The sequence below is a fragment of the uncultured Succiniclasticum sp. genome, assembly GCF_902793885.1.
In the GTDB taxonomy this organism is placed as follows: domain Bacteria; phylum Bacillota; class Negativicutes; order Acidaminococcales; family Acidaminococcaceae; genus Succiniclasticum.
This window is the reverse complement of sequence record NZ_CADBFF010000022.1, coordinates 1-21,401: the sequence shown is the minus strand read 5'-3', so window position 1 is coordinate 21,401 and position 21,401 is coordinate 1. Positions and strand designations below refer to the sequence as shown.

Genomic DNA, 21,401 nt, shown 5'->3' with positions numbered 1-21,401 from the left:
TCTCCTTAGGGATTGTCGCTTCATACCCTGGGCATTTTTTCTGTCCATGGGCATTATCCAATGGATTGCTGTAACCATTTCAGCTATTGTCAATATTCTATCATGAATCAAACTAACTTTCCACAGTAAAGTGTGAATTAAAATAAAAAACTGCGCCGTAGCTGACGCAGTTTTTAACGTATTGAACTGTTATTCACTAATGTTTCTTCTCCGCATTGCCATGAGGCCCATGCACAGAATCACAACGCCAAAAATGAGCGATACCAGGGCGCTCTTGGCAAAACCGGCCACCAGGAATGTGAAGAAAGAAACCACCGCAACCGTCAAGGCATAGGGAATCTGGGTGGTAACATGATTCAGATGGATACACTGGGCGCCGGCCGACGACATAATCGTGGTATCCGAAATCGGGGAGCAATGGTCGCCGCAAACCGCACCGGCCATGCAGGCGGAGATGGATATGATCATCAGCTGATGGTCAACTCCCTGGAAGCAGGAAACCACGATGGGGATCAGGATACCGAAGGTACCCCAGGACGTGCCGGAGGCAAAAGCCAGGAATACCGCAATCAGGAAGATGATGGCCGGCAGGAAGTTCATCAGGTTGCCGGCAGAGCTTTCCACCAGGGCCGCCACATATTTGGCAGCGCCCAGGCTGTCGGTCATTGCCTTTAAAGCCCAGGCAAAGGACAGGATCAGCATGGCCGGAACCATCTGTTTGAAACCTTCCGGCAGGCAGTCCATACAATCCGCAAAAGGCAGGGACTGACGCAACAGATAAAAAGCAACGGTAATGAGTAACGCGACTGAAGAACCTAATACCAGACCGACGGACGCGTCGCTGTTGGCGAAGGCATCCACAAAGCCTTTGTCTTCAAAGAAGCCGCCAGTGTAAATCATGCCGATAACACAGCAGATGATCAACATCACGATGGGAAGCACAAGATCGATCACACTGCCGATCTTTTCACCTTTTTTCATGGTTTCGGCCGCTTCTTCCGTAATACCGGTTGTAAACAGATCGCCTTTCAGCGCATTATCTTCATGGACCTTCATGGGGCCGTAATCAATCCCCAGAAAGATGATCAACAGCATCATAATCAGGGTCAGCAACGCATAGAAGTTATACGGGATGGACTGTATAAAAATGCTGATACCGTTTTCCCCTTTTACAAAGCCGGACACCGCCGCGGCCCAGGAAGAAATCGGCGCAATGATGCAGACCGGCGCCGCCGTGGAATCGATCAGGTAGGCCAGCTTGGCGCGGCTGATGTTATATTTGTCGGTTACCGGACGCATAACAGAACCCACGGTCAGGCAGTTGAAATAGTCATCGATGAAAATCAGGCAGCCCAGCAGCATGGTTGCCAGCTGCGCGCCGGCACGGCTTTTGATATGCGTAGACGCCCACTGGCCGAACGCGGCGGAACCGCCGGCTCGGTTCATCAGCTGCACCATCATGCCTAAAATAATCAGGAAAATCAAAATGCCTACGTTCCATTTGTCAGATAAAACTTTCAGCATGCCTTCCTGAAACACCTGATTCAGTGTGCCCACCAGGTCAAATCCCGCATTCAGGAACGCACCGGTCAACACTCCCAGAAACAGGGAACTGTACACTTCTTTAGTAATCAACGCCAGCGCAATAGCAATAACAGGCGGCGTCAGTGCCCAGGCGGTCTCTTTCACCGGCATGTGGTTATGCACCACGGCATATGCCAGCCCCGCCAGCACCAGTACCACCGCTACCAGCGACAGGTACGTTAACGTCTTAGGTTCACCTTTTTTCACAATCTTCATCCCCCAAACTAAAAATTTACTCTAAATCATAGGTATAGTATTACTTTATCGTAAAATATGGAATCTGTCCAGCAAAAAACAGCAAAAGCAACTTATGTATACAAATATATTAAAAAATCTGTTAACTTTGAAAAGATTTTTCGAATCTTTTTAAAAAAATGGAACGAAACCTGCTTTTTGTGTATAATAGTTAAAGATGAAAGTTCCCATAGGACTCAAGAATAAAGGAAAGAAGGACAACACATGCGTTACAGAAAATTAACCGCTGCAATCCTACTGGCCTGTTCGGCGGGCATGTTTCCCGCATATGCGGAAGAAATAAAAGAAGTGCCGGCTTCCGACACGCACGCAGCAGCATCTGTTATCGACAAACACGTTGTAACATCTGCTGCTGATACACATGCCACTGTACCGGCTTCCGATACCCACGTTGCAACACCGACGCCACAGAACAACGTCGACGCACACAGCGCCGTGCATCAGACCAATTTATGGCAGACGCCGGCTTTCACTACCATTATCACAGCAGAAGAAATGGAAGACAATCACTACGAAACCGTGGCTGAGGCCCTGATGTACGCTCCCGGTGTAACCGTCACCCCCGGCTCGGTCAACACGGCGCACCAGGTGGTCCGTATCGACGGCGATGACCGTGTCGCTGTGTTCATTGATGGCCGCAGACAAAATCTGGAAAGCGGTTTTTCCGACGGACGTGCAACCTACGATCTGGATATGACACCTCCGGTCACGGCCATTGAGCGCATCGAAATTCTGCATGGCGCCGTGGGCGACAGCTTTTTGAGTAATGATACGCCCGGCGGTATTATCAACATCATCACGAAAAAAGGCAAAGAACATGTCTTTAAATTTGAAGCGGCCCGGGGACCCTACGATGCCTGGCGCTGGGAAACGCAGCTGGCAGGCAGCGGAAAAGGCTGGAGCTGGACCGCTACAGGCGGACGCAGCAATCTGGAAGAACTTCATTATAAAAGTTCGGAAGGCAACAAAGAGACCATGCCCAACTCCGCCGTGAATCGCCGCGAGATGTATTTCCGGATTGACCGGCAGCTGAAAAAGAATCGTTCCCTTACCTTTACCTACGGTCATTTCAGCAACGACAGGGGGCTGTGGTATTCACGCCTGAACCCCACGGACTACAATTATTCAAAAATGGCCAACCATTTTGCGCTGACTTATAACTATAAAGAAAATACTGCCGCACCCGGTTATATTTCTCTGTACCATTATTATAATCAGGGCGATACTTTCCGCCCCTTTGGAACCAAACACCAGAAAGATCTTCCTTCCTACGGACGCTGGAAGACAAATACCAACGGCATTGACTGGCGGGACGGATGGAGCATCAGCAAAGATCACACCATCTCCGCCGGCTTGTCCTGGCGTCATACCAGCGTCGACAACGAAAGCAACTATAATGTGGCCGGAGATCCCGCCCCGGGTGCCGCCGTTCCGGGTTTCCCGGGTGTTGACAATCCAAACCGGAGTTTTGGCAAAAACTATGAAAAGAGCATGAGCAACGTAAATGCTTTCGTAAAAACCGTCCGCCGTTTTAACAAACTGATCCTGACAGGTACCAGCGGTATCAATCATAACAGCAAATTCAGCAACCATTATATCTCATCCAGCGGCGCGGAATACCGTCCTGATAAAAAGACAACGTTCTACGGATCTCTGCAGCACATTTACGCCGTACCGACGTTGGACGAATTATATTATAACAACCAGCGGATCCAGGGAAATCCCAACCTGGAACCGGAAAAAGGTTGGAAAGTCAATGGCGGAATCCGCCACCAGTTCAATGATAAAGTTTTTGCGGATGTGGGAGGCTTTTTAAGCTACACAAAGAATCCTATTCTCTGGCATTACAATACGGCAACCAACCGGTGGCGTCCGGACAATTATGAAGGACAGCACCAGCAGGGACTGCACCTGACCGTCACCGATGTCTTCAGTCCCAAATATAACGCCACCCTCTCCTACACTTATACCAATTCCAAAACTGACTGGGGCGATAAAGACCCTTCCTATACAAGTCTGGTAGCCCGTCATCAGGTGCAAGCAGCCCTGCGTTACAAAGATAAACACTGGTCCAACAACATCCTGCTTACCTCCGGTTTCGGGCGCAACAGCGATTGGTACTCCGGCAACTACTTTGTCGTAGACCTGAACCTGAGTTACAAATTCAGCAAGCACTGGAGCAGTTACCTGAAAGTGCACAATCTGTTCAACAACTCCTATGAAATGCTGGGCTCCCGCACTATCGGCGACTGCCCTGCCTATGGACGGACAGCGCTGTTCGGAGTTGTGTATTCGTATTAAGACGTAATATTTATATGAATATGATGTGTTTAAAAAAAGAATAAGCGTGCAGGGAATGAGCAAAACATCGGGCGCGTTTATGTAATTCCATGAGAAGAAATGCGCCGTGGTGGCGAGACTGTCTGAGGGGCGAAGCCCCGAGTTTCGAAGCCACAGGCGCATGAGTCCATGGAATAACAAACGTGACCGGTTTTGAGAATCCCTGCACGCTATTATTTTTTGCAAACTATATATTATTCATGCTCTTCAGTCTTTTCCGTTCCAGCAATATGTGCAAAGCTTATCCGGATCAATCCCTACTGCCTTGATCATGTCGTCCAGACGGTTAAAGGCCAGACTGGTGAAGCCCATCTTCTTGCAGATTCCCTGTACCATCGCATGGTACCGATCCGAATCCGGATTGCAATAGTCTTCCAAAATCTCCCGGGCAACAGTTTCCCCTTCTTCTTTGGCGATGATCTGACGGGCGATCAGTTCCATTTCCGAATTGGAACGGGAGAAGTTCAGGAACTTGCAGCCAAAGGTAATCGGCGGGCAGGCCGGACGGGCATGCACTTCTTTCGCTCCGCTTTTAAACAGGAACTCTGTAGTTTCCCGCAACTGCGTTCCCCTTACAATGGAATCGTCGATCAGGATGATACGTTTGCCTTCAATCAGTTCGTGCACCGGAATCAGTTTCATCTTGGCAATCAGGTTCCGTTTGCTCTGAATGGTTGGCATAAAAGACCGGGGCCAGGTCGGCGTGTATTTGATCAGCGGACGCGAGAAAGGAATTCGGCTTTCATTGGCATAGCCCACCGCATGGGCGATACCGGAATCCGGAACACCGGCTACATTATCCACTGCGTCTTCCCTAATGTGATCCCGCCGGGCCATATATTTGCCACAGTTGTACCGCATCTGTTCCACGGATACACCTTCATAGAAAGAAGACGGATATCCGTAATACACCCACATAAACGTGCAGACCCTCATTTTGGATCCGGGTTTTGCCAGCACCTGCACACCTTCCGGCGTCATGATGTCGATTTCTCCGGGACCTAACTCTTTGTAATCCTCATAACCCAGATTCAAATAGGCCGTTGATTCAAACGTGGCGCAGAAGCCTTCTGCTTTTTTACCTAAAATCATAGGCGTACGGCCCACCTTGTCCCGGGCCACATAAATGCCCTGAGGCGTCATGATCATCAGGGAGAGGGAACCTTCTACGCATTGCTGTGCATATTGGATACCCTCAATCAGATTATCCTTCTGGTTGATCAGCGTGGCAACCAGTTCCGTTGCATTAATGCTACCGCCGCTCATCTCCAGGAAATGGGTGCCGGTTTTTTTCATAATGCCTGCCACCAGCTCATCCATGTTATTGATCTTGCTGACAGTGGTGATAGCGTATGTTCCGTGATGGGACCGTACAATCAGAGGCTGGGCTTCAAAATCAGAAATGCAGCCGATGCCCAGGTTGCCCTGCATGTGATGGACATCATCGTCAAACTTGGTACGGAACGGAGAGTTTTCAATGTTGTGAATGGAACGGTTGAAGCCGTCTTTTCCATACACCGCCAGGCCGGCCCGGCGGGTTCCCAAATGGGAATGGTAATCCGTGCCGAAAAACAGATCAAATACGCAATCTTCTTTTGATACTACGCCAAAGTATCCACTCATTTGTCAAATCCCCTCAACTTTTCTTACGTGAAAAACAGGAAAGCATTCTGAACTCACTAATTCATCAGCGTCTCCTTAAATAATGAATAACGCAAACTGCTTTCTTATTTTATCGCACAATAGGAAAGACTGCAAGAAAAAAATCGCCGTTCCCATACAACCTCTATCGTTCATGTTACCTCCGGCATTTGGGGCAGAAAAGCTGACTTCATACGCTCCAGCCCGGTTCGTACCGTTCCTTTTATTCTTTGTTTTCGCATTGTCCCGCCCTGCTTTGGGGAATCAGCCGGTAAACAATGGAGTGCCCCGCAATCAGCTGGGCATGATGGGCAAAAAACAGTGTGCCGTCTGTGGGCGCACAGATTTTTTCCCGCACCTCCGTTGTATAAGGATCTATAATCTCCGCCAAGAGGTTACCGGCTCTTACAAAATCCGCCGGATGGTGATACCGTATCAGGATCCCTCCTTTTTTATTGTGAATGTTGATCAGCTCTTCTTCTTTTACAAATTTCGTTTTGGAGCCTTCCGGAATCTCCCAGCCCAGCATGCCTTTCTCTGCCAAAAAGCGCAGCACGCTCTCCGGTACTTTGCTGCGCAGCATCCCCCGCTTTGCCAGAAAACGCAGAATGCTTTCCGCCGCCAGTTCCGCACTGGATTCATCAATAAAATCCGTAGTGCGGGAATACACGGAAAACGTACAGGTATCCCACACCTGCCAGTTAAAATTCAGGGTAGTAGTATCGTAGGGATGAGGCTTGCGTATCATCAGGTACGGCAATCCGAAATCCAGCCCCTCTTCATTGGACTGGTAACCCGTGTCCATAACCCGCACATGGGGAACAAAGTCCCCCGGCAGATAAAAGCTGGCCAGATGGACACCCCACTTATATCCCTGCAGTGCCGTAAAGATTCTATCTGCCAGACGCTGGGTGGTTTCCCCCGCTCCATAACCGGGGAACATGCGGTTGATATCCGTATTGTCCAAGGGCCAGAAACGCTTACTCACGTTCATGGAAAACTGCCCGGCACAGGGAACCACCAGTACGCCGCAGTCCGGTGAAAAAGCACCTTCTTTCTCCAGTTCCGAAAACTTACGGACCAGACGCGCCGCCACGTACATCTGCTGCACTTCGTCCCCCCGGATTGCGCCCATCACAGCCAGCGTTTTTTTCCGTGAACCAAAGCGGTACCCGTACACCGGAATGGGCTGGCGGTAGGGAAGCGCATCTATCGTAAATAACTTTACCCTTCTCATGGTTCAACGCCTCCCAGTATCCGCGCAATCAGCGAACCTTCGTTGACCACCGGGTACTCACGCAGCGTGAAGACCATACCGTCCACCGGGCTGCACAGTTCTTCTTTCGTGACACCGTTCAGGGAATCGGCGATAAAACCTACCGGCTGCCCTTTATTCACAAAATCCCCATGCATGACCTGCGGCATAAAGAAACCTGATGCATCCGCATTGATAAAGGCCACGCTGCCATCCGTGCTTACTACTGGCTGTTTTACTTCCGGCGCCGGTTCCGCCAGCATCCCCAAATGGGACATGACGGACAAAATGCCCGTAATCAGCTGATCGCCATAGCTTTGGGTGATGCGCATGCCTACGCCCATCTCCACTACCAGCGTTTTCGTGTTCAGCATATTCAGACTGTAGGCCAGTGTGCTCTCCAAAACCGTGGCGGCGCTGTGGATCCAGATGAAATCCATGTTCAGCAGTTTAGCCAGAGGCGTCAGCATCGTTGCCGTTTTTTCATTGATACGCACCTGGGGAATCTCCCGGAGAAAAATATTGCTGGCATGAATGTCGATGCACAGGTCCGCCCCTTTGATATCCCGGATGATGCCATTGGCAATGTATTCATACATAGTTTCATTACGGCTGCCCGGAAAGATCCGGTTCATATCCAGATCAAAACCCGGCAGTCCCCGGTAAATGGTACTGATGCCCAATGGATTCAGCGCAGGATAAATATCCACTGTGCCTTGCAGCCTGTCTTTCTTTTCTTCCAGCACCCGGGCCAGCTGCCAGGCCACATACTGCCCTTCCAGTTCATCACCGTGAGTACCGGTGACGATGGCAAGCCTGTGGCTTTTAGGGTCAGCGCCCGCAATACGGTTTTTTTGAATGACAAGTTCCTCTCCCACAGGAAGAGGCGCTTTCACTACAGTCTCGATCATGGGGTCTCCTTAATCCGTTACTTTTGTAAATACTTTTTGCGTCTGCTCCGCCCAGCCGGAGAACACGCCCCGCTCCAATGGGCAGTCGCTGTAATCGCGACCGACACACAGCTTCAGATATTTCTCATCTGCCAGACAGTTGTGGGTGGGATCGATACCGTACCACAGTCCGTCCATCCATATTTCCGCCCAGGCATGACTGGCTCCTTCTCCTACAAACAGACCGCTGACATACCGCGCCGGCATGCCTGCCATACGACACAGGGTAATCAGCACATGAGCATAATCCTGGCATACGCCTTTCCCTGCGACAAAGGCTTCACCCGCCGTTGTCATCACATTGGTTTCACCGGGAGCATACGTAAAATGTTCATACACCTTTGCACAGAGAATTTTAGCTTTATCCAGCGCACTCAAGCTGCCGAAACATGCCGACGTTCCCTGCAACTGCGCACCGCCCTCCTGTGACTGGGTCTGCACCGTACCGGTTGCCGCATCTTTCGTAACACTTTCATAAAACGCTTCCAGTTCCGTCGTAACCTGAGTCAGGGTTGAAACGTAACGGTAAAACGGAGCCGCCTCTTCCGGCACACGCAGGGAATCGTCACGGTACGCCATGCCCTGCAGGGTGTAGCGGAAAGAATCATGAGCCTCCACAACCCTTCCTGCACGTACCACGTTGCCGAACGAGTCCCGACCCAAAGAAGCCGCACCGTCCGGATACACTGTCAGTGTATAAGAAAGGATGCTTTGTTCCGGTTTATCGGCAGGAATGCAGCGCAACAGGAAATTGTGTTCCGTCACGGAACCGGAAAAATTCAAAACCGTATCAAAATAAAAGGATAATTCTCGACGCATGGGACACCTTCTTTACACTACAAACAGACTCTCCGCTGCTTCCAGCAGCTTCTTGCGTTCTTCCGGAGTCTCCGGGTTTTTGGCAGACAACAATACCTGCAGCGAAGCATGGGACGGTTGCAGCGACGTGCGGTTCATCCGCTTCATCAGCTTGCCGATTTCCGACTTCACCGAATCCAGATGCCAACCCAGACGCAGATATAAACTCAGCCGCTCCACACCCGCAGCACACTTGATAATGTTCCGTACATTTTCATCATCAATCATGTCATCGTAACTGCCGCGGAAGGCCATGATAAAATCAATGACCCGCTGCAATGGCAAGGTAGGACTGTCACTTTCTTCCGCGCTCTTCATCCCCATCACCGCCAGTTCCAGATAGGCCAGGGTGCGGCTGCCGATAACCTCACGCAGCACCATGCCGTTGCCCAGCATGGCATCCGCCACTGTGCGCAGGGAATCCGGATTGTTTTTGTCAAACACGTAATTGTGCATAAAATCCTTATCGTCTTTGTAACAGCAGTCGATGCTCAGCTTCCGGCAAAAATCAGGATAATCGATTTTCCCGTCGATCATCACATCGTACCAATCCCACAGGTAACCCAGGGTGGTAGCCAGCCGTTCATAATAACGCCCCAGCCAGTAGAGCCGGTTCAATTTACTTACTGACAAACTATCCATGTGTCCTTGAAGCCTCCTCCCTGTGAAGAATTCACCACGAAGCTGTCCGGGTTCCGGGAGAACCGGGTCAGTCCACTGGGCCATACCTGCACATCCTCACCGCTGAGGACGAACGCCCGCAGGTCCGCCTTGCGTTCCACGGTCTCGCCCTTTTCCAGAATGGGCAGATCTTTAAAATCAATGACTTCCTGTGCGATAAAGCGCCGCGGCGCATGGATGATGGTGTTCTTCAGGTCCTCCCGCTGCTCCCGGGTTAGGTTTTCACCGAACACCACGCCGTAGCCGCCGGCCTCTGCCACATCTTTAATTACCAATTTGTCAATGTTGTCCAGTGTGTACTTGCGGTCTTCCTCATAATAGGGCAGATAGGTGGGCGCGTTCTTCAGGATTGCGTCTTCACTCAGGTAGTACGAAATCATCTTCGGTACAAAATAGTAGATGCCCTTGTCATCCGCCACCCCGTTGCCCGGCGCGTTCATCACTGCCACGTTGCCCGCGCGATACGCATCCATTAAGTTAGGAATGCCGATCAGGGAAGAAGGTTCAAAGCAGAGAGGATCCATGTACTCGTCGCTGACGCGGCGGTACACGGCGCCTACCTTCACCGGGTCCCGGCTGGTACGGTAATACAAAGTCTGGTTCTCCACAAACAGGTCATTGCTTTCCGCCAGCACCGCCCCTGCCTGTTCCGCCAGATAGGAGTGTTCAAAGTATGCGGCATTGTAACGTCCCGGGGTAAAGATCACATTGATGCCGCCGGTGTTTACGTAATCCATCGTCTGCTTCAGCAAGGCGCCGTAATTCCGGTTGTCCCGTACATGGTAGCGTTTGAAGGTCTCCGGGCTGCAACGCCGGCACAAGGTCCGCGCAATCAGCGGATAAGACGCACCGGAAGGGATTCGCAGGTTATCTTCCAATATATACCACTCGTCGTCCTTGCCTTCCACTAAATCGATACCGGAAATGTGGCTGTACACTTCTTTGGATGGCGTGATGCCCTCACACTGGGCCAGATAACCGGGGGAACGGTATACAAACTCTTCCGGCACCACCCCGTCGCGCACGATCTTCTTGTCGTGATAAATGTCGTAGATGAATTTGTTCAGCGCTGTTACGCGTTGGATCAGTCCTTTTTCCAGCACTTCGTAATCTTTTTCCGGAATCTGCCGGGGAACCGGGTCAAAGGGGAACAGCCGCTCGTTAAACGTTCCGTCCTTGTAGATTCCGAATTTTACACCGTACCGGGCCAGCTGTTCATTGATCTCTTTTGTGTGTGCCAACAGCGTTTTCATAAACAACCCCCCCCACCAATTATTTTACTTGTAATTTATCACATACAGCCCAATCAGGCAAATCACTACGCCTGCGATTTTATTCCAGGCCAGCGGTTCGTGATACAGGAGATACCCTGCCAGCAACAGAAAGCCTGCAAGAATAGCGCTTTGCACAATGAAAGCCGTGCTCACGGGCCAGCCCGCCTTATAGGCGTAAATCCATCCGGCTTCCAGTCCCACAATAACCAGACCCAGCAGGAAAGACGCCCAGTTCAGCCTGCCGTACTCCTGCAAAAGGCTGGCACCGTTGCCGGTGACGAAAAACAAAACGCCGGAAGCCAGCGCCCCTACCAGATACGTCACGGTCAGCGTGGCAAACGCATTCACACCGCCGGGCACTTCTTTCGCGCAAATCTGATACAGTGTGTTGGAAAACACCACCAGTGCGATGGGCCAGACATATGAAACCATTTGTATTACCGTCCCTCTGCTCCATACAACAGGTCAAGCAGTTTGTGATAATACTCGCTCTGCTTATCGTTCAGCTCATCATCGGAACGCATGGTAAGAGTCCAGCCTGCACCGTTAGTCGGATCTTTATAGGAAACAGACAGACTGACGGTGGCTGCATCCAGAGCAAACAGTTCACTTTTGCGAAAAACTTTCCACTTAAAAATCTTATATTCCCGGCCCAGCGCTTCCATTTCTTTGAATACGTTTGCCGAAACTTTCTTTTCCAGCACACGTTCCGGCGAACTGTGCCAGTCTTTGCTGCTGATTTTGTAGCCGGCTTCCGTGTCGCTGAGGCGCGTCAGTTCAATCCGTTCGTGCCCGCCGGTAGAACTGCCGGAACTGACATAGCTGCACCTTGTAACATACGCAGTTTTTTCTTTTACCATGTCCTTGCCGCCTTTGGCCTCCGCCATGCCAAACAATCCGGGCAGGCACAAAGCCAAACATAAAACCATCATTATAATCTTCCAGTTTCTCATTGCATGACCCCCTTGTCAATTCAATTTCAATACACCGGATTCACTGCAGCAACATGAGTTCAGCATGCAACATCCTGCACTACTCAGCTCTGCATTGAATAATGATTCATAAGATGCATCTATCCTTTTTCCGATGATTATCTATTACGTCTTCGGCCTGACCTGTCCGCAATTGATACAGAACGGGCCGGTATTATACTGACCGCAATTACATTGCCAGGAACAGTCCGCAGCATTACCTGAAGAGGTACCGGCCGCATTATTTACAGCACTGTTCCATCCGGCGGCAAATGCCCGCTCAGCCTGTTCCCTTTCCTTAAACGAATCCGTAAAGATGTTTTTCCCAAAAGCGCCGGACAGATTACGGAAGAAATCAATAAACCATTCTTCATTAAAATATTGGTTGTTCTGTGGCGGAATCCCCGTGGCCGCAATGCGTTCACCGCCCGCGTACTGCACCAGCAGGTCCATGTGGTTGGCAGCTCCCGGAGAATGAACGGAGTAACCGTCCAACTGTGCCACATCCCGTTCTTTCAGCAGCCTGTCCAAACGGGTCAGGGCAAAACTGTCCGCATCAAACTCCTCTTCCCGGTTATCGCTGTAACTGTGGAATTCAATTCGGCATCGGGCGCCCTTGGATGTACGGATCAGATGAAAACAGTAGTCCCCGGCAGGATACCATTTCATCTTTTCTTCATCATCGTAAGGCGGAGAAAAATAGGAACAGCGTAAATTGAAAATCTCTATTTCCGTGGAACTGATTTCCACCGGCTTGTCATGTTTTACTGAGAGATCCTTTATCATCGGCCGGAATACCGGAGGCTGATAATCCGGGTTGTGCGCTTCACGCGGATCCGGCATACCGCCCCGTGCCGGCAGCCCGTCCGACATCAGCGGCACATAACCGGCAGGAAGTTTTAAACATGGCAGCAGTTCCGCAGCCCTGCGCCTCATCTTCTTTTCTACGTTTACAGGTTCAATATTTACTTCCTGCGTCTGCGTCGAATCGCATTCCCGGCAAAATTTATCTCCCGGATTCAGTTGACGTCCGCATTCTTTACAAAAGACAGTAGTATTTTCGAAATTATCTTCCATTCTGATCCACTCCTGTCAACTTTGCTTTGCCTCTTCCTCCAAGGTTTCTATCAAAAAGCTCACCGGACGAAAACCGTCATTGCAGGAAAGCATGGCAGACTTCGGATTTTTCATCCATCCCTCATAAAAGTTCTCTGCCCCATGGGCCAGCGCCATCACAAAAGGTGACATGGTTTCCCATGCGCTTTCACATAAGCCTTCCGGTTTTTCCCAGCCATTGGCAATGAACACCTGCCCCTCTTCCATATCGCAGGCGTGTTCCATCGGGTTCTCATATTTTTCCATTAAATCTTTGTGACAGACTTTGCGAATTACCGTAATCTGAATTCTTTTCATTTTGTTTAACCTGATTATCCAAAAGCAAGAAGTTTATGAAATGCAAGAGATTCATCCGCTTTTCTAAAGAATCTTTTACTTTCTTAAGAATCTTTTACGCTCTTACTTCTTCTTCCCTCTGCTCTTTCCTTTTTTACATTTGTAACCAATTTGTTTCTTGCCGTTGAATTCATAATTCTTCAATTCATATTTTTCGGGAAAGGCTTCAATCAGTTTAGATAATTTTTCAAAACCAAAATTGCGCACGTCAAAATCCGGCTTGGCCCGCCGGATAAACTGGCCGGCCGCAGCAATGTTCACATAATTGTCTGTGTCGTCATCATTGATTTGGAATTTATCAAAAGCAATGCGGAGCAGGTTGTGCACTTCATTAATATTCTCATGCTTTTTCACTTTCACTTTGCTGCTTTCGGTTACGCTCTCGGAAGCAGAAGGCTCTTCCACCACAGCGGTTTCTTTTTCCACTCCGATATTTTCCAAAAAGATAAACTCATCGCAGCTGTTCCGGAAGGATTTGGGCGTTTTGTTTTCGCCGATACCGATGACGTACACGCCGGATTCGTGAAGGCTGATGGCCAGGGGCGTATAATCGCTGTCGCTGGCAACAATGACAAAAGCATCGTAAATTCCCTTGTGAAGCAGGTTGATGGCGTCAATGACCAGGGCAATATCCGTAGCGTTTTTGCCGGACACATAATCAAACTGCTGCTCCGCCTTGATGGCCAGCCGTTTCAGTTCGTTTTCCCAGTTCTTTAACGCTTCCTTCTTCCAGTTCCCGTAGGCGCGCTTGACCACGATGCGCCCGTAGGTAGACACTTCCTGAATCACATTTTCAATTTTAGACAACTGCGTATTATCCGCGTCAATCATAAGCACGATACTTTTCAGCGTTTCCATGAACAACCTCCAGGAATAAAATATATGTAATTTCACAGATTTTTGTTTTACCAATGAATCACGTTTCCTTAACGTAACACTTATAAAGAAATTATAACATTTTTTTGCTCCTGATAGAAGCTTTCTATTTTATTAATTACATTTTTTGTTTCTTACAGAAAGTACATAATAATAAATAAATACAAATTTGATTTAACAACAAAACTATGTTATTGTTTTTATAGAAAGTTAAAAAATATAAAATTACCGATTCCATTGTCCGCGCGTTTGTCAGAACCAACTTCATTTTTTCAATTTTTCTACAATAAATTATATGTATGAAGGAGGAACACACCATGGAAATCAATGCTCTCATGATGGACACCACCGATAATGTGGTCACCTGTGTGACGGAAGTTCCGGCAGGCGGCAGGGCCGTTTACCGGAAGGGAGAGGAAATCTGCTCTGTGGTGGCGAAAGAGAATATCCCTTATTGCCACAAAATCGCACTGACAGACATTCCCAAAGGCGGTCACGTCATCAAATACGGTGAAAGCCTGGGCACGGTATCGGAAGATATTTCGGCCGGCAGCTGGGTAGCGGACCACAATCTGTTCAGCGTGCCCCGGGATTATGACAGCGAGCTGGCGCCTGCAGATTTTCAGATGTGTGCCAGACAGTCCGACGGCGCGCCGGACCTGAAAGGATTTAAGTTCTGGGGTTACCGCCGGGCGGAAGGGCGTCCCGGCATCCGCAACCATGTGCTGATCCTTCCGGGCTGTGCCTGCGGCAGCGAAAGTTCCCGCATTGTGGCATCCCAGGTGCGGGGAGCGGTTAATATTGTATTCAACACAGGCTGTTCCGATGTAGCCGCCAACACTGAGATGAGTCAGAAAGTGTTAACCGGCTTCGCCTGCAATCCCAATGTGTACGGCGTGGTCATTATCGGTCTGGGCTGCGAAACAGTCCCCCACTACAAGCTCCGTGAAAAAATCCAGGCTATAACTTCCAAACCGGTGGTTTCTTTTGGCATCCAGGACGAAGGCGGCACCCTGAAAACGATTGAGAAAGCAGTGCGTGCTGCCCGGGATATGGCTGCCGAGGCTGCCATGCAGCAAAAAGAACTGTTTGACATTTCGGAATTCCTGATGGGCATTGAATGCGGCGGCTCCGACGCCACTTCCGGCATCGCCAGCAATCCGGCCGTGGGGGAGCTCAGCGATATTCTGGTCGACATGGGCGCCACCACCATGATGAGTGAGTCCATCGAATGGATCGGCGGCGAGCATGTATTGGCCAAACGCGGCGCCAACAAAGAAATCCATGACCAGATCATTGAAGTCTGCCGGGCTTACGAAGAGCACCTGACCGCAGCGGGTCAGGACTGCCGTGCGGGCCAGCCCACGCCGGGCAACAAGACAGGCGGTCTGTCCACACTGGACGAAAAGAGCCTGGGCTGCATCCGCAAGGGCGGCACCCGCCCTGTAGTGGAAGTACTGGAACAGGGAGTCCCTCCGACCAAACGCGGCACTGTCGTCATGGACACTGCGGGCTACGATATTTCTTCCGTAACCAGTATGGCTGCTGCCGGCTGCCAGGCCATCATCTTCACCACAGGCCGCGGCACCCCCACCGGCAATGCCATCGTGCCGGTATTAAAAGTTACGGCCAACGGGCGCACTTACCAGAAGATGGAAGACAACATGGACATCGACCTGAGCGCCATTATCCGGGGTGAAAAGACCTATCAGGAAATGGGGCGGGAGATGGTGGATGCCATCCATGATATTTGCAACGGCAAGATGACGAAAGCGGAAGCGTTCGGCTTCTCCGATATTGCCGTGGACCATGTATGCCGGTTCGTGTGATTTGAAATATGTTTTCCTAATCATATTGTTACCGTGTTGATACCTCTGTAAAAGCTAACCCCGGAACAGATTGACCTCTTCCGTTCCGGGGTTAATTATTTTCCTGTTTGTTATTACGAAATCACGGATTCACGCATCTGCATGCTTTCCGTTTTTTACAAAAGTCATTCCCATTCAATCGTCGCCGGCGGCTTGCTGGTAATATCGTACACAATGCGGTTGACCCCCTCAACTTCATTGACAATGCGCCTTGAGATGGTATCCAGCACACTGTAGGGAATGTGGGCCCAGTCGCTGGTCATACCGTCAGTAGACAGCACGGCCCGCAGCGCCACGGTGTAGCTGTAGGTGCGTCCGTCTCCCATGACGCCCACGCTGTGAATGTTGGGCAGGCAGGCAAAATATTGCCAGATGGTACGGTCCAGCCTGGCATTGGCAATCTCCTCCCGGAAGATGGCGTCCGCCTCTCTGGTAATCTTCAGTTTTTCTTCCGTCACTTCCCCCAGCACACGGATGGCCAGACCCGGTCCCGGGAAAGGCTGCCGCCACACCAGTTCTTCTGGGATACCCAGCTCGATCCCCACTGCCCTCACTTCATCTTTAAATAATTCCCGCAGCGGTTCGATCAGCTGCAGATCCATATCTTCCGGCAGGCCGCCTACATTGTGGTGACTCTTGATGGTAGCGCTGGTACCGGTGCCGCCGCTTTCCACCACGTCGGGATAAATGGTTCCCTGTACCAGAAAATCCACCTTTCCCAACTTCTGCGATTCTTCATCAAACACGTGGATGAACTCTGCCCCGATAATTTTACGCTTTTGCTCCGGTTCGGTGACACCTTTCAGTTTGCCAAGAAAGCGTTCCGCCGCGTTAACCCGGATAAAGTTCATATCAAAGGTATCTTTGAAAACTTTTTCCACCTGATTCCCTTCATCTTTACGTAACAGACCGTGGTCCACAAAGATGCAGGTGAGCTGTTTGCCAATGGCTTTATGTACCAGCACCGCCGCTACGGAAGAGTCTACCCCGCCGCTGAGGGCGCAGAGTACTTTTTTATCTCCTGCCTTTGCTTTTATTTCCGCCACTTTACGTTCCACAAAAGACTTCATGGACCAGTCGCCTTTCAACTGGCAGATTTCAAACAAAAAGTTGGCAATCATCTTTTTGCCGAACGGTGTGTGCTCCACTTCCGGATGGAACTGCACGCCGTAGAATTTTTTCTCCGCATTGCCCACCGCCGCCACGGGGCAGTCGCCGGTAACGGCTAATAATTCAAATCCCCCAGGCGGTTCCGCCACAAAATCCGTGTGGCTCATCCAGCATATATTCTGTTCGATCAGGTTTGCAAACAACGGCGTTTTCACATCCAGTTCAATCGCTGTCTTACCATACTCCCGGATGTTGGCGGAAGAAACTTTACCGCCTAACGTCTGGCACATGAACTGATGACCGTAGCAGATGCCCAGCACCGGAACGCCCAATTCAAAAATACCCGCATCCGCTTTGGGCGCATTCTCCACATACACGCTGGCCGGACCTCCGGACAGAATGATAGCCGCCGGCTGCATTTCTTTGATCTTTTCCAGCGGGCAGGAATAGGGAACGATTTCGCAGTACACACTGCATTCCCGCACCCGCCGGGCAATCAGCTGGGCGTATTGGGCGCCAAAGTCAATGACCAGTACCAATTCGTGATTTTTCTTCATTATAATCCGTTCCTCCTCATGAAAACCAAAACAATACAAATCAATCCGAAATAAATGACCTGAACACTGATTGTAATTTTTTCTTATATTTATTCACTCTATGTCAATTACAATCATAACGTTTGAAATACCCTTTCAAACAAGAAAAATATACCACAAAAAAACTCACTTTGGCAATAAAATATCTTAGAAAAAATGACAAAAATTGTTGACAAAAAAAACGGTCTTCGATATGATAATTATACACTAGTATAACTATAGTGTATAATTAATTTTTTTTTTGAGAGGGATAGTCATTATGAGAGGAACTGCTGAAAATCAGATTAAATTTATTTCCAAAAAACTGGTCCGGTCTTTCTTCATAGACCGTAAACTAGATTATCTTTTTTCTTTACTGGCTGCTGACGTTTACTATCTGGGTGCCGGCAAGAATATGCAGGCAGAAGGAAAAAAGAAGGTTGAGTTTTTTATTACCAAAGCCTATGGGAATCTGCTTCCCTGCAGCGTAGTACATGAAAAATATACGACGAAGCGGATTGGATGGGAGCATTGGCTTTGCGAAGTCGTCTGCGACCTTCAGGTGACGGAGGAAAGCCGGGAAACCGAACAGGAATGCCTGCATGAGGCATTGCTGTTCCGCCGTCGTAAGGATGCAAAAGTTGGCCAAAACCCGTGGGAACTGGTCTTTATTCATAATTCAATCACCACCAAGTGGTTCTCACCGGAGGAAATGCTGGCAATCCAGCAGGCAAACCGGACCCGTCGGAACACGCATTTATATAATGGCCTGACAGATCGGGAGAAGAAACTTGTGCGCATGATCCGCAGTGGAATACAGATTCGGGATATTGCCGCGGAATTCGGCCTGGCTGAAATTACGATTAAAAAAGCCCTTGCCAAGTTGTATCAGAGGTACAACGTAAAGAACCGTTCCCGGTTGTGCGCTTTCTTTGACGCTGAGGAAAACAATTATTGATAATTTTATAGTGTCTATATTACAAAAGCGGCAGGTTGCCTTGGCAACCTGCCGCAATTTTATTTCTTTATTTGCCTGTAACCGGGCGTTACATCATGCCGGGCATTCCTCCGGGAGGCATGGGGGGCATAGCCGGTTTCGGTTCCGGTTTGTCCGCAACCAGGGTCTCGGTGGTCAGTACCATGGACGCGATGGAAGCCGCGTTCTGCAGCGCGCTGCGGGTAACCTTGGTAGGATCCACAATACCGGCTTCGATCATGTCTACATATTTTTCATTCAGCGCGTCAAAGCCAACGCCTTTCTTGGAATGACGGATCTTGTCAACGATAACAGCGCCTTCCAGACCTGCGTTGTGGGCAATCTGGCGAACCGGTTCTTCAATAGCACGGCGGACGATCATCACGCCGGTCTTTTCATCGCCGACTGCTTTCACTTTGTCCAGCACAGTCTGAGCTTCCAGCAGTGCGGTTCCGCCGCCGGGTACGATGCCTTCCGCAACGGCTGCGCGGGTCGCGTTCAGAGCGTCTTCAATGCGCAGTTTCTTTTCTTTCAGTTCTACTTCGGTAGCCGCGCCGACTTTGATTACGGCAACGCCGCCGGCCAGTTTTGCCAGGCGTTCCTGCAGTTTTTCCTTATCAAACTGGGACGTGGTTTCCGGAATCTGGGCTTTAATCTGTTCCACGCGGGCTTTGATTTCCGCTTTCTTGCCGCCGCCGTCCACGATGGTGGTCAGTTCTTTGCTTACGCGAACCTGACCTGCGCTGCCCAGATCTTCCATGGAAGCGCTGTCCAGCTTGCGGCCCATTTCTTCACTGATTACGGTAGCGCCGGTGAGGATAGCAATATCCTGCAGCATAGCTTTGCGGCGGTCGCCGAAGCCGGGAGCCTTAACAGCCACAGCCTTGAAGGTGCCGCGCAGTTTGTTTACAACTAACGTTGCCAGGGCTTCGCCTTCCACGTCTTCTGCAATGATCAGTAGTTCGCGGCCGGCCTGTACTACTTTTTCCAGTACGGGCATGATGTCCTGGATCACATTGATCTTGCGGTCGGTAATGAATACCAGCGGATTGGTCATAACGGCTTCCATCTTCTCCGCGTCGGTAGCCATGTAGGGAGAAATGTAACCGCGGTCGAACTGCATGCCTTCCACGGTTTCCAAATGAGTGTCCATGGTCTTGGATTCTTCCACGGTGATAACGCCGTCGTCACCAACTTTTTCCATGGCATCGGCAATCAGTCCGCCGATTTCTTCATCCCCTGCGGAAATGGAAGCAACCTGGGCTTTGGCCGCTTTGGTCACAACCTTCTTGGAGGATTTTTTCAGTGCTTCTACCACTGCGTCAACAGCGGTTTTGATACCTTTTTTCAGAATCATGGGATTCGCGCCGGCCACTACGTTCTTCATGCCTTCCCGGATCATAGCCTGGGCCAGCAGGGTTGCAGTGGTGGTGCCGTCGCCGGCTACGTCGTTGGTCTTGGTAGCAACTTCTTTTACCAGCTGAGCGCCCATGTTTTCAAAGGGGTCTTCCAGTTCAATGTCACGGGCGATGGTCACGCCGTCATTGATGATGGAGGGAGAACCGAATTTCTTTTCCAATACCACATTGCGGCCTTTCGGTCCCAGGGTAACTTTTACTGCATCCGCTAATGCGTCAACGCCGCGTTCCAGGCTGCGGCGGGCTTCTTCGTTAAACAGAATCTGTTTTGCCATATTGATTATCTCCTTTGTTATTTGATTTCATTACGTTTGTTTCGCAAACTGTTTAAACAGTTTCTGATCAAAAATTATTTTTTCTTTTTGGTGTCCGGTTCCACAACAGCCAGAATATCCCGTTCTGCCAGGATCAACAGTTCTTCACCGTTGTACTTGACCTGAGTGCCGCAGTACTTTGCAAATACTACGGAGTCACCAACTTTTACGTCAACAGGAACCCGTTTGCCATCAACGATGGCACCGTTACCTACTGCCAGAACCGTACCCTGCATGGGTTTTTCCTTGGAAGCCGTATCCGGAATGAAAATACCGCTTTTGGTCTTTTCTTCCACTGCGTCTGCTTTAACAACTACATTTGCGCCTAATGGTCTTAACATTACTATGTCCCCTTTCTTGTTTGTGAAGCCGCACTCCATGATTTTGCGACTTCAAATCTTTGTGAGAGTTTACAGCAGGCAGCGTTCCTTTAATTCGCCGTCTGCTAAAATTTAAAACAGTTTTGCGGAATCATTAGCACTCAAAAACCATGAGTGCCAACTTCCAATACTTATTATAGCCATATCGAAAAAAAATGCAATAGTCAAAATGACAAATTCTGTTAATTTTACATTTTTTTCATAGTTTTTTTGAAAAATGAAGGTAAATTTGGCAAAAATCATGCTGAAAATATAAAAAACACAGGTAATTTTTGCATTTTTACCTGTGATTTTTATAAAATCGTGTTTTTTGATTTTTTAATCACTGACTTTTTGACTTTATCTTATTCCACACCATTTTTCGTGAACCATTGATGTGTATGTTTGTAAAAGAAAACTAAATTTGTAAAAGAAAACTAAATACCCTATAAAATTTTAAAAAATGCATTTGTAAAAGAAAACTAAATAAGTTCTGCCGCAACACCCTTTTTGTAAAAGAAAACTAAATGAGTTCTGCCGCAACACCCTTTTTGTAAAAGAAAACTAAATAAGTTCCACAGTAACACCCCTTTTTGTAAAAGAAAACTAAATAAGTTCCACAGTAACACCCCTTTTTGTAAAAG

18 protein-coding genes are annotated in these 21,401 nt (G+C 49.3%); 3 read left to right on the top strand and 15 right to left on the bottom strand.

Annotation, left to right across the window (positions count from 1 at the left end; translation table 11 throughout):
• Positions 1–189: 189 nt before the first annotated feature.
• A complete protein-coding gene (locus QZV31_RS10375; protein ID WP_366508719.1) occupies positions 190–1,695 on the bottom strand; it encodes a Na+/H+ antiporter NhaC family protein in 1,506 nt (501 codons plus the stop codon).
• A gap of 348 nt (positions 1,696–2,043) precedes the next feature.
• Here QZV31_RS10375 and QZV31_RS10370 point away from each other — a divergent pair, with 348 nt between their 5' ends.
• Positions 2,044–4,140: a TonB-dependent receptor gene (locus QZV31_RS10370; protein WP_295360313.1), complete on the top strand. Its 2,097-nt coding sequence runs from the start codon at positions 2,044–2,046 to the stop codon at positions 4,138–4,140.
• Between the two features lie 246 nt (positions 4,141–4,386).
• Here the strand turns inward: QZV31_RS10370 and QZV31_RS10365 are convergent, their stop codons facing one another.
• The 11 genes from QZV31_RS10365 to QZV31_RS10315 form a co-directional block, all read right to left on the bottom strand.
• Positions 4,387–5,802 carry an amidophosphoribosyltransferase gene (locus QZV31_RS10365; RefSeq protein WP_295360311.1) on the bottom strand — a complete coding sequence of 472 codons (1,416 nt, stop codon included), beginning with the start codon at positions 5,800–5,802 and terminating at the stop codon, positions 4,387–4,389.
• A gap of 241 nt (positions 5,803–6,043) precedes the next feature.
• Positions 6,044–7,057, bottom strand: a complete 1,014-nt coding sequence (locus tag QZV31_RS10360; protein WP_295360308.1) for a M14 family metallopeptidase — start codon at positions 7,055–7,057, stop codon at positions 6,044–6,046.
• Entirely contained in the window at positions 7,054–7,986 is a 933-nt protein-coding gene (locus tag QZV31_RS10355) for a M14 family metallopeptidase (RefSeq protein WP_295360306.1), read from the bottom strand. Before QZV31_RS10355 ends, QZV31_RS10360 begins: the two co-directional genes overlap by 4 nt.
• A 9-nt stretch (positions 7,987–7,995) precedes the next feature.
• Positions 7,996–8,844 carry a transglutaminase family protein gene (locus tag QZV31_RS10350; RefSeq protein ID WP_295360303.1) on the bottom strand — a complete coding sequence of 283 codons (849 nt, stop codon included), beginning with the start codon at positions 8,842–8,844 and terminating at the stop codon, positions 7,996–7,998.
• Positions 8,845–8,856: 12 nt separating this feature from the next.
• Positions 8,857–9,525 carry an alpha-E domain-containing protein gene (locus QZV31_RS10345; RefSeq protein ID WP_295360300.1) on the bottom strand — a complete coding sequence of 223 codons (669 nt, stop codon included), beginning with the start codon at positions 9,523–9,525 and terminating at the stop codon, positions 8,857–8,859.
• Entirely contained in the window at positions 9,507–10,817 is a 1,311-nt protein-coding gene (locus QZV31_RS10340) for a circularly permuted type 2 ATP-grasp protein (protein WP_295360298.1), read from the bottom strand. The genes QZV31_RS10345 and QZV31_RS10340 overlap by 19 nt, the downstream gene beginning before the upstream one ends.
• 24 nt (positions 10,818–10,841) lie before the next feature.
• Positions 10,842–11,270 (bottom strand): EamA family transporter, encoded by a 429-nt coding sequence (locus QZV31_RS10335; RefSeq protein WP_295360295.1) that lies wholly within the window; start codon positions 11,268–11,270, stop codon positions 10,842–10,844.
• A 5-nt stretch (positions 11,271–11,275) separates the two neighbouring features.
• Positions 11,276–11,791 (bottom strand): hypothetical protein, encoded by a 516-nt coding sequence (locus tag QZV31_RS10330; protein ID WP_295360292.1) that lies wholly within the window; start codon positions 11,789–11,791, stop codon positions 11,276–11,278.
• 144 nt (positions 11,792–11,935) lie between these two features.
• A complete protein-coding gene (locus tag QZV31_RS10325; RefSeq protein WP_295360289.1) occupies positions 11,936–12,886 on the bottom strand; it encodes a hypothetical protein in 951 nt (316 codons plus the stop codon).
• 15 nt (positions 12,887–12,901) lie between these two features.
• Positions 12,902–13,222: a TIGR04076 family protein gene (locus tag QZV31_RS10320; protein WP_295360287.1), complete on the bottom strand. Its 321-nt coding sequence runs from the start codon at positions 13,220–13,222 to the stop codon at positions 12,902–12,904.
• Between the two features lie 102 nt (positions 13,223–13,324).
• Positions 13,325–14,119 carry an NYN domain-containing protein gene (locus QZV31_RS10315; RefSeq protein ID WP_093730218.1) on the bottom strand — a complete coding sequence of 265 codons (795 nt, stop codon included), beginning with the start codon at positions 14,117–14,119 and terminating at the stop codon, positions 13,325–13,327.
• A gap of 644 nt (positions 14,120–14,763) precedes the next feature.
• Here QZV31_RS10315 and QZV31_RS10310 point away from each other — a divergent pair.
• Positions 14,764–15,966: a UxaA family hydrolase gene (locus QZV31_RS10310; protein ID WP_366508718.1), complete on the top strand. Its 1,203-nt coding sequence runs from the start codon at positions 14,764–14,766 to the stop codon at positions 15,964–15,966.
• 164 nt (positions 15,967–16,130) lie between these two features.
• Here QZV31_RS10310 and guaA read toward each other — a convergent pair whose 3' ends face one another.
• Positions 16,131–17,672 carry a glutamine-hydrolyzing GMP synthase gene (guaA, locus tag QZV31_RS10305; RefSeq protein WP_295360280.1) on the bottom strand — a complete coding sequence of 514 codons (1,542 nt, stop codon included), beginning with the start codon at positions 17,670–17,672 and terminating at the stop codon, positions 16,131–16,133.
• A gap of 298 nt (positions 17,673–17,970) precedes the next feature.
• Between guaA and QZV31_RS10300 the strand changes: the two genes are divergently transcribed.
• The gene (locus QZV31_RS10300) at positions 17,971–18,648 is read left to right on the top strand and encodes a LuxR C-terminal-related transcriptional regulator (RefSeq protein WP_295360278.1); all 678 of its coding nucleotides are present in this window, start codon (positions 17,971–17,973) and stop codon (positions 18,646–18,648) included.
• Between the two features lie 88 nt (positions 18,649–18,736).
• On the opposite strand, the gene groL is transcribed toward QZV31_RS10300, so the two are convergent.
• Entirely contained in the window at positions 18,737–20,359 is a 1,623-nt protein-coding gene (groL, locus tag QZV31_RS10295; protein ID WP_093730215.1) for a chaperonin GroEL, read from the bottom strand.
• 74 nt (positions 20,360–20,433) lie between these two features.
• On the bottom strand, positions 20,434–20,739 hold the full coding sequence (locus tag QZV31_RS10290; protein WP_295360275.1) for a co-chaperone GroES: 306 nt from the start codon (positions 20,737–20,739) through the stop codon (positions 20,434–20,436).
• Positions 20,740–21,401 lie beyond the last annotated feature (662 nt).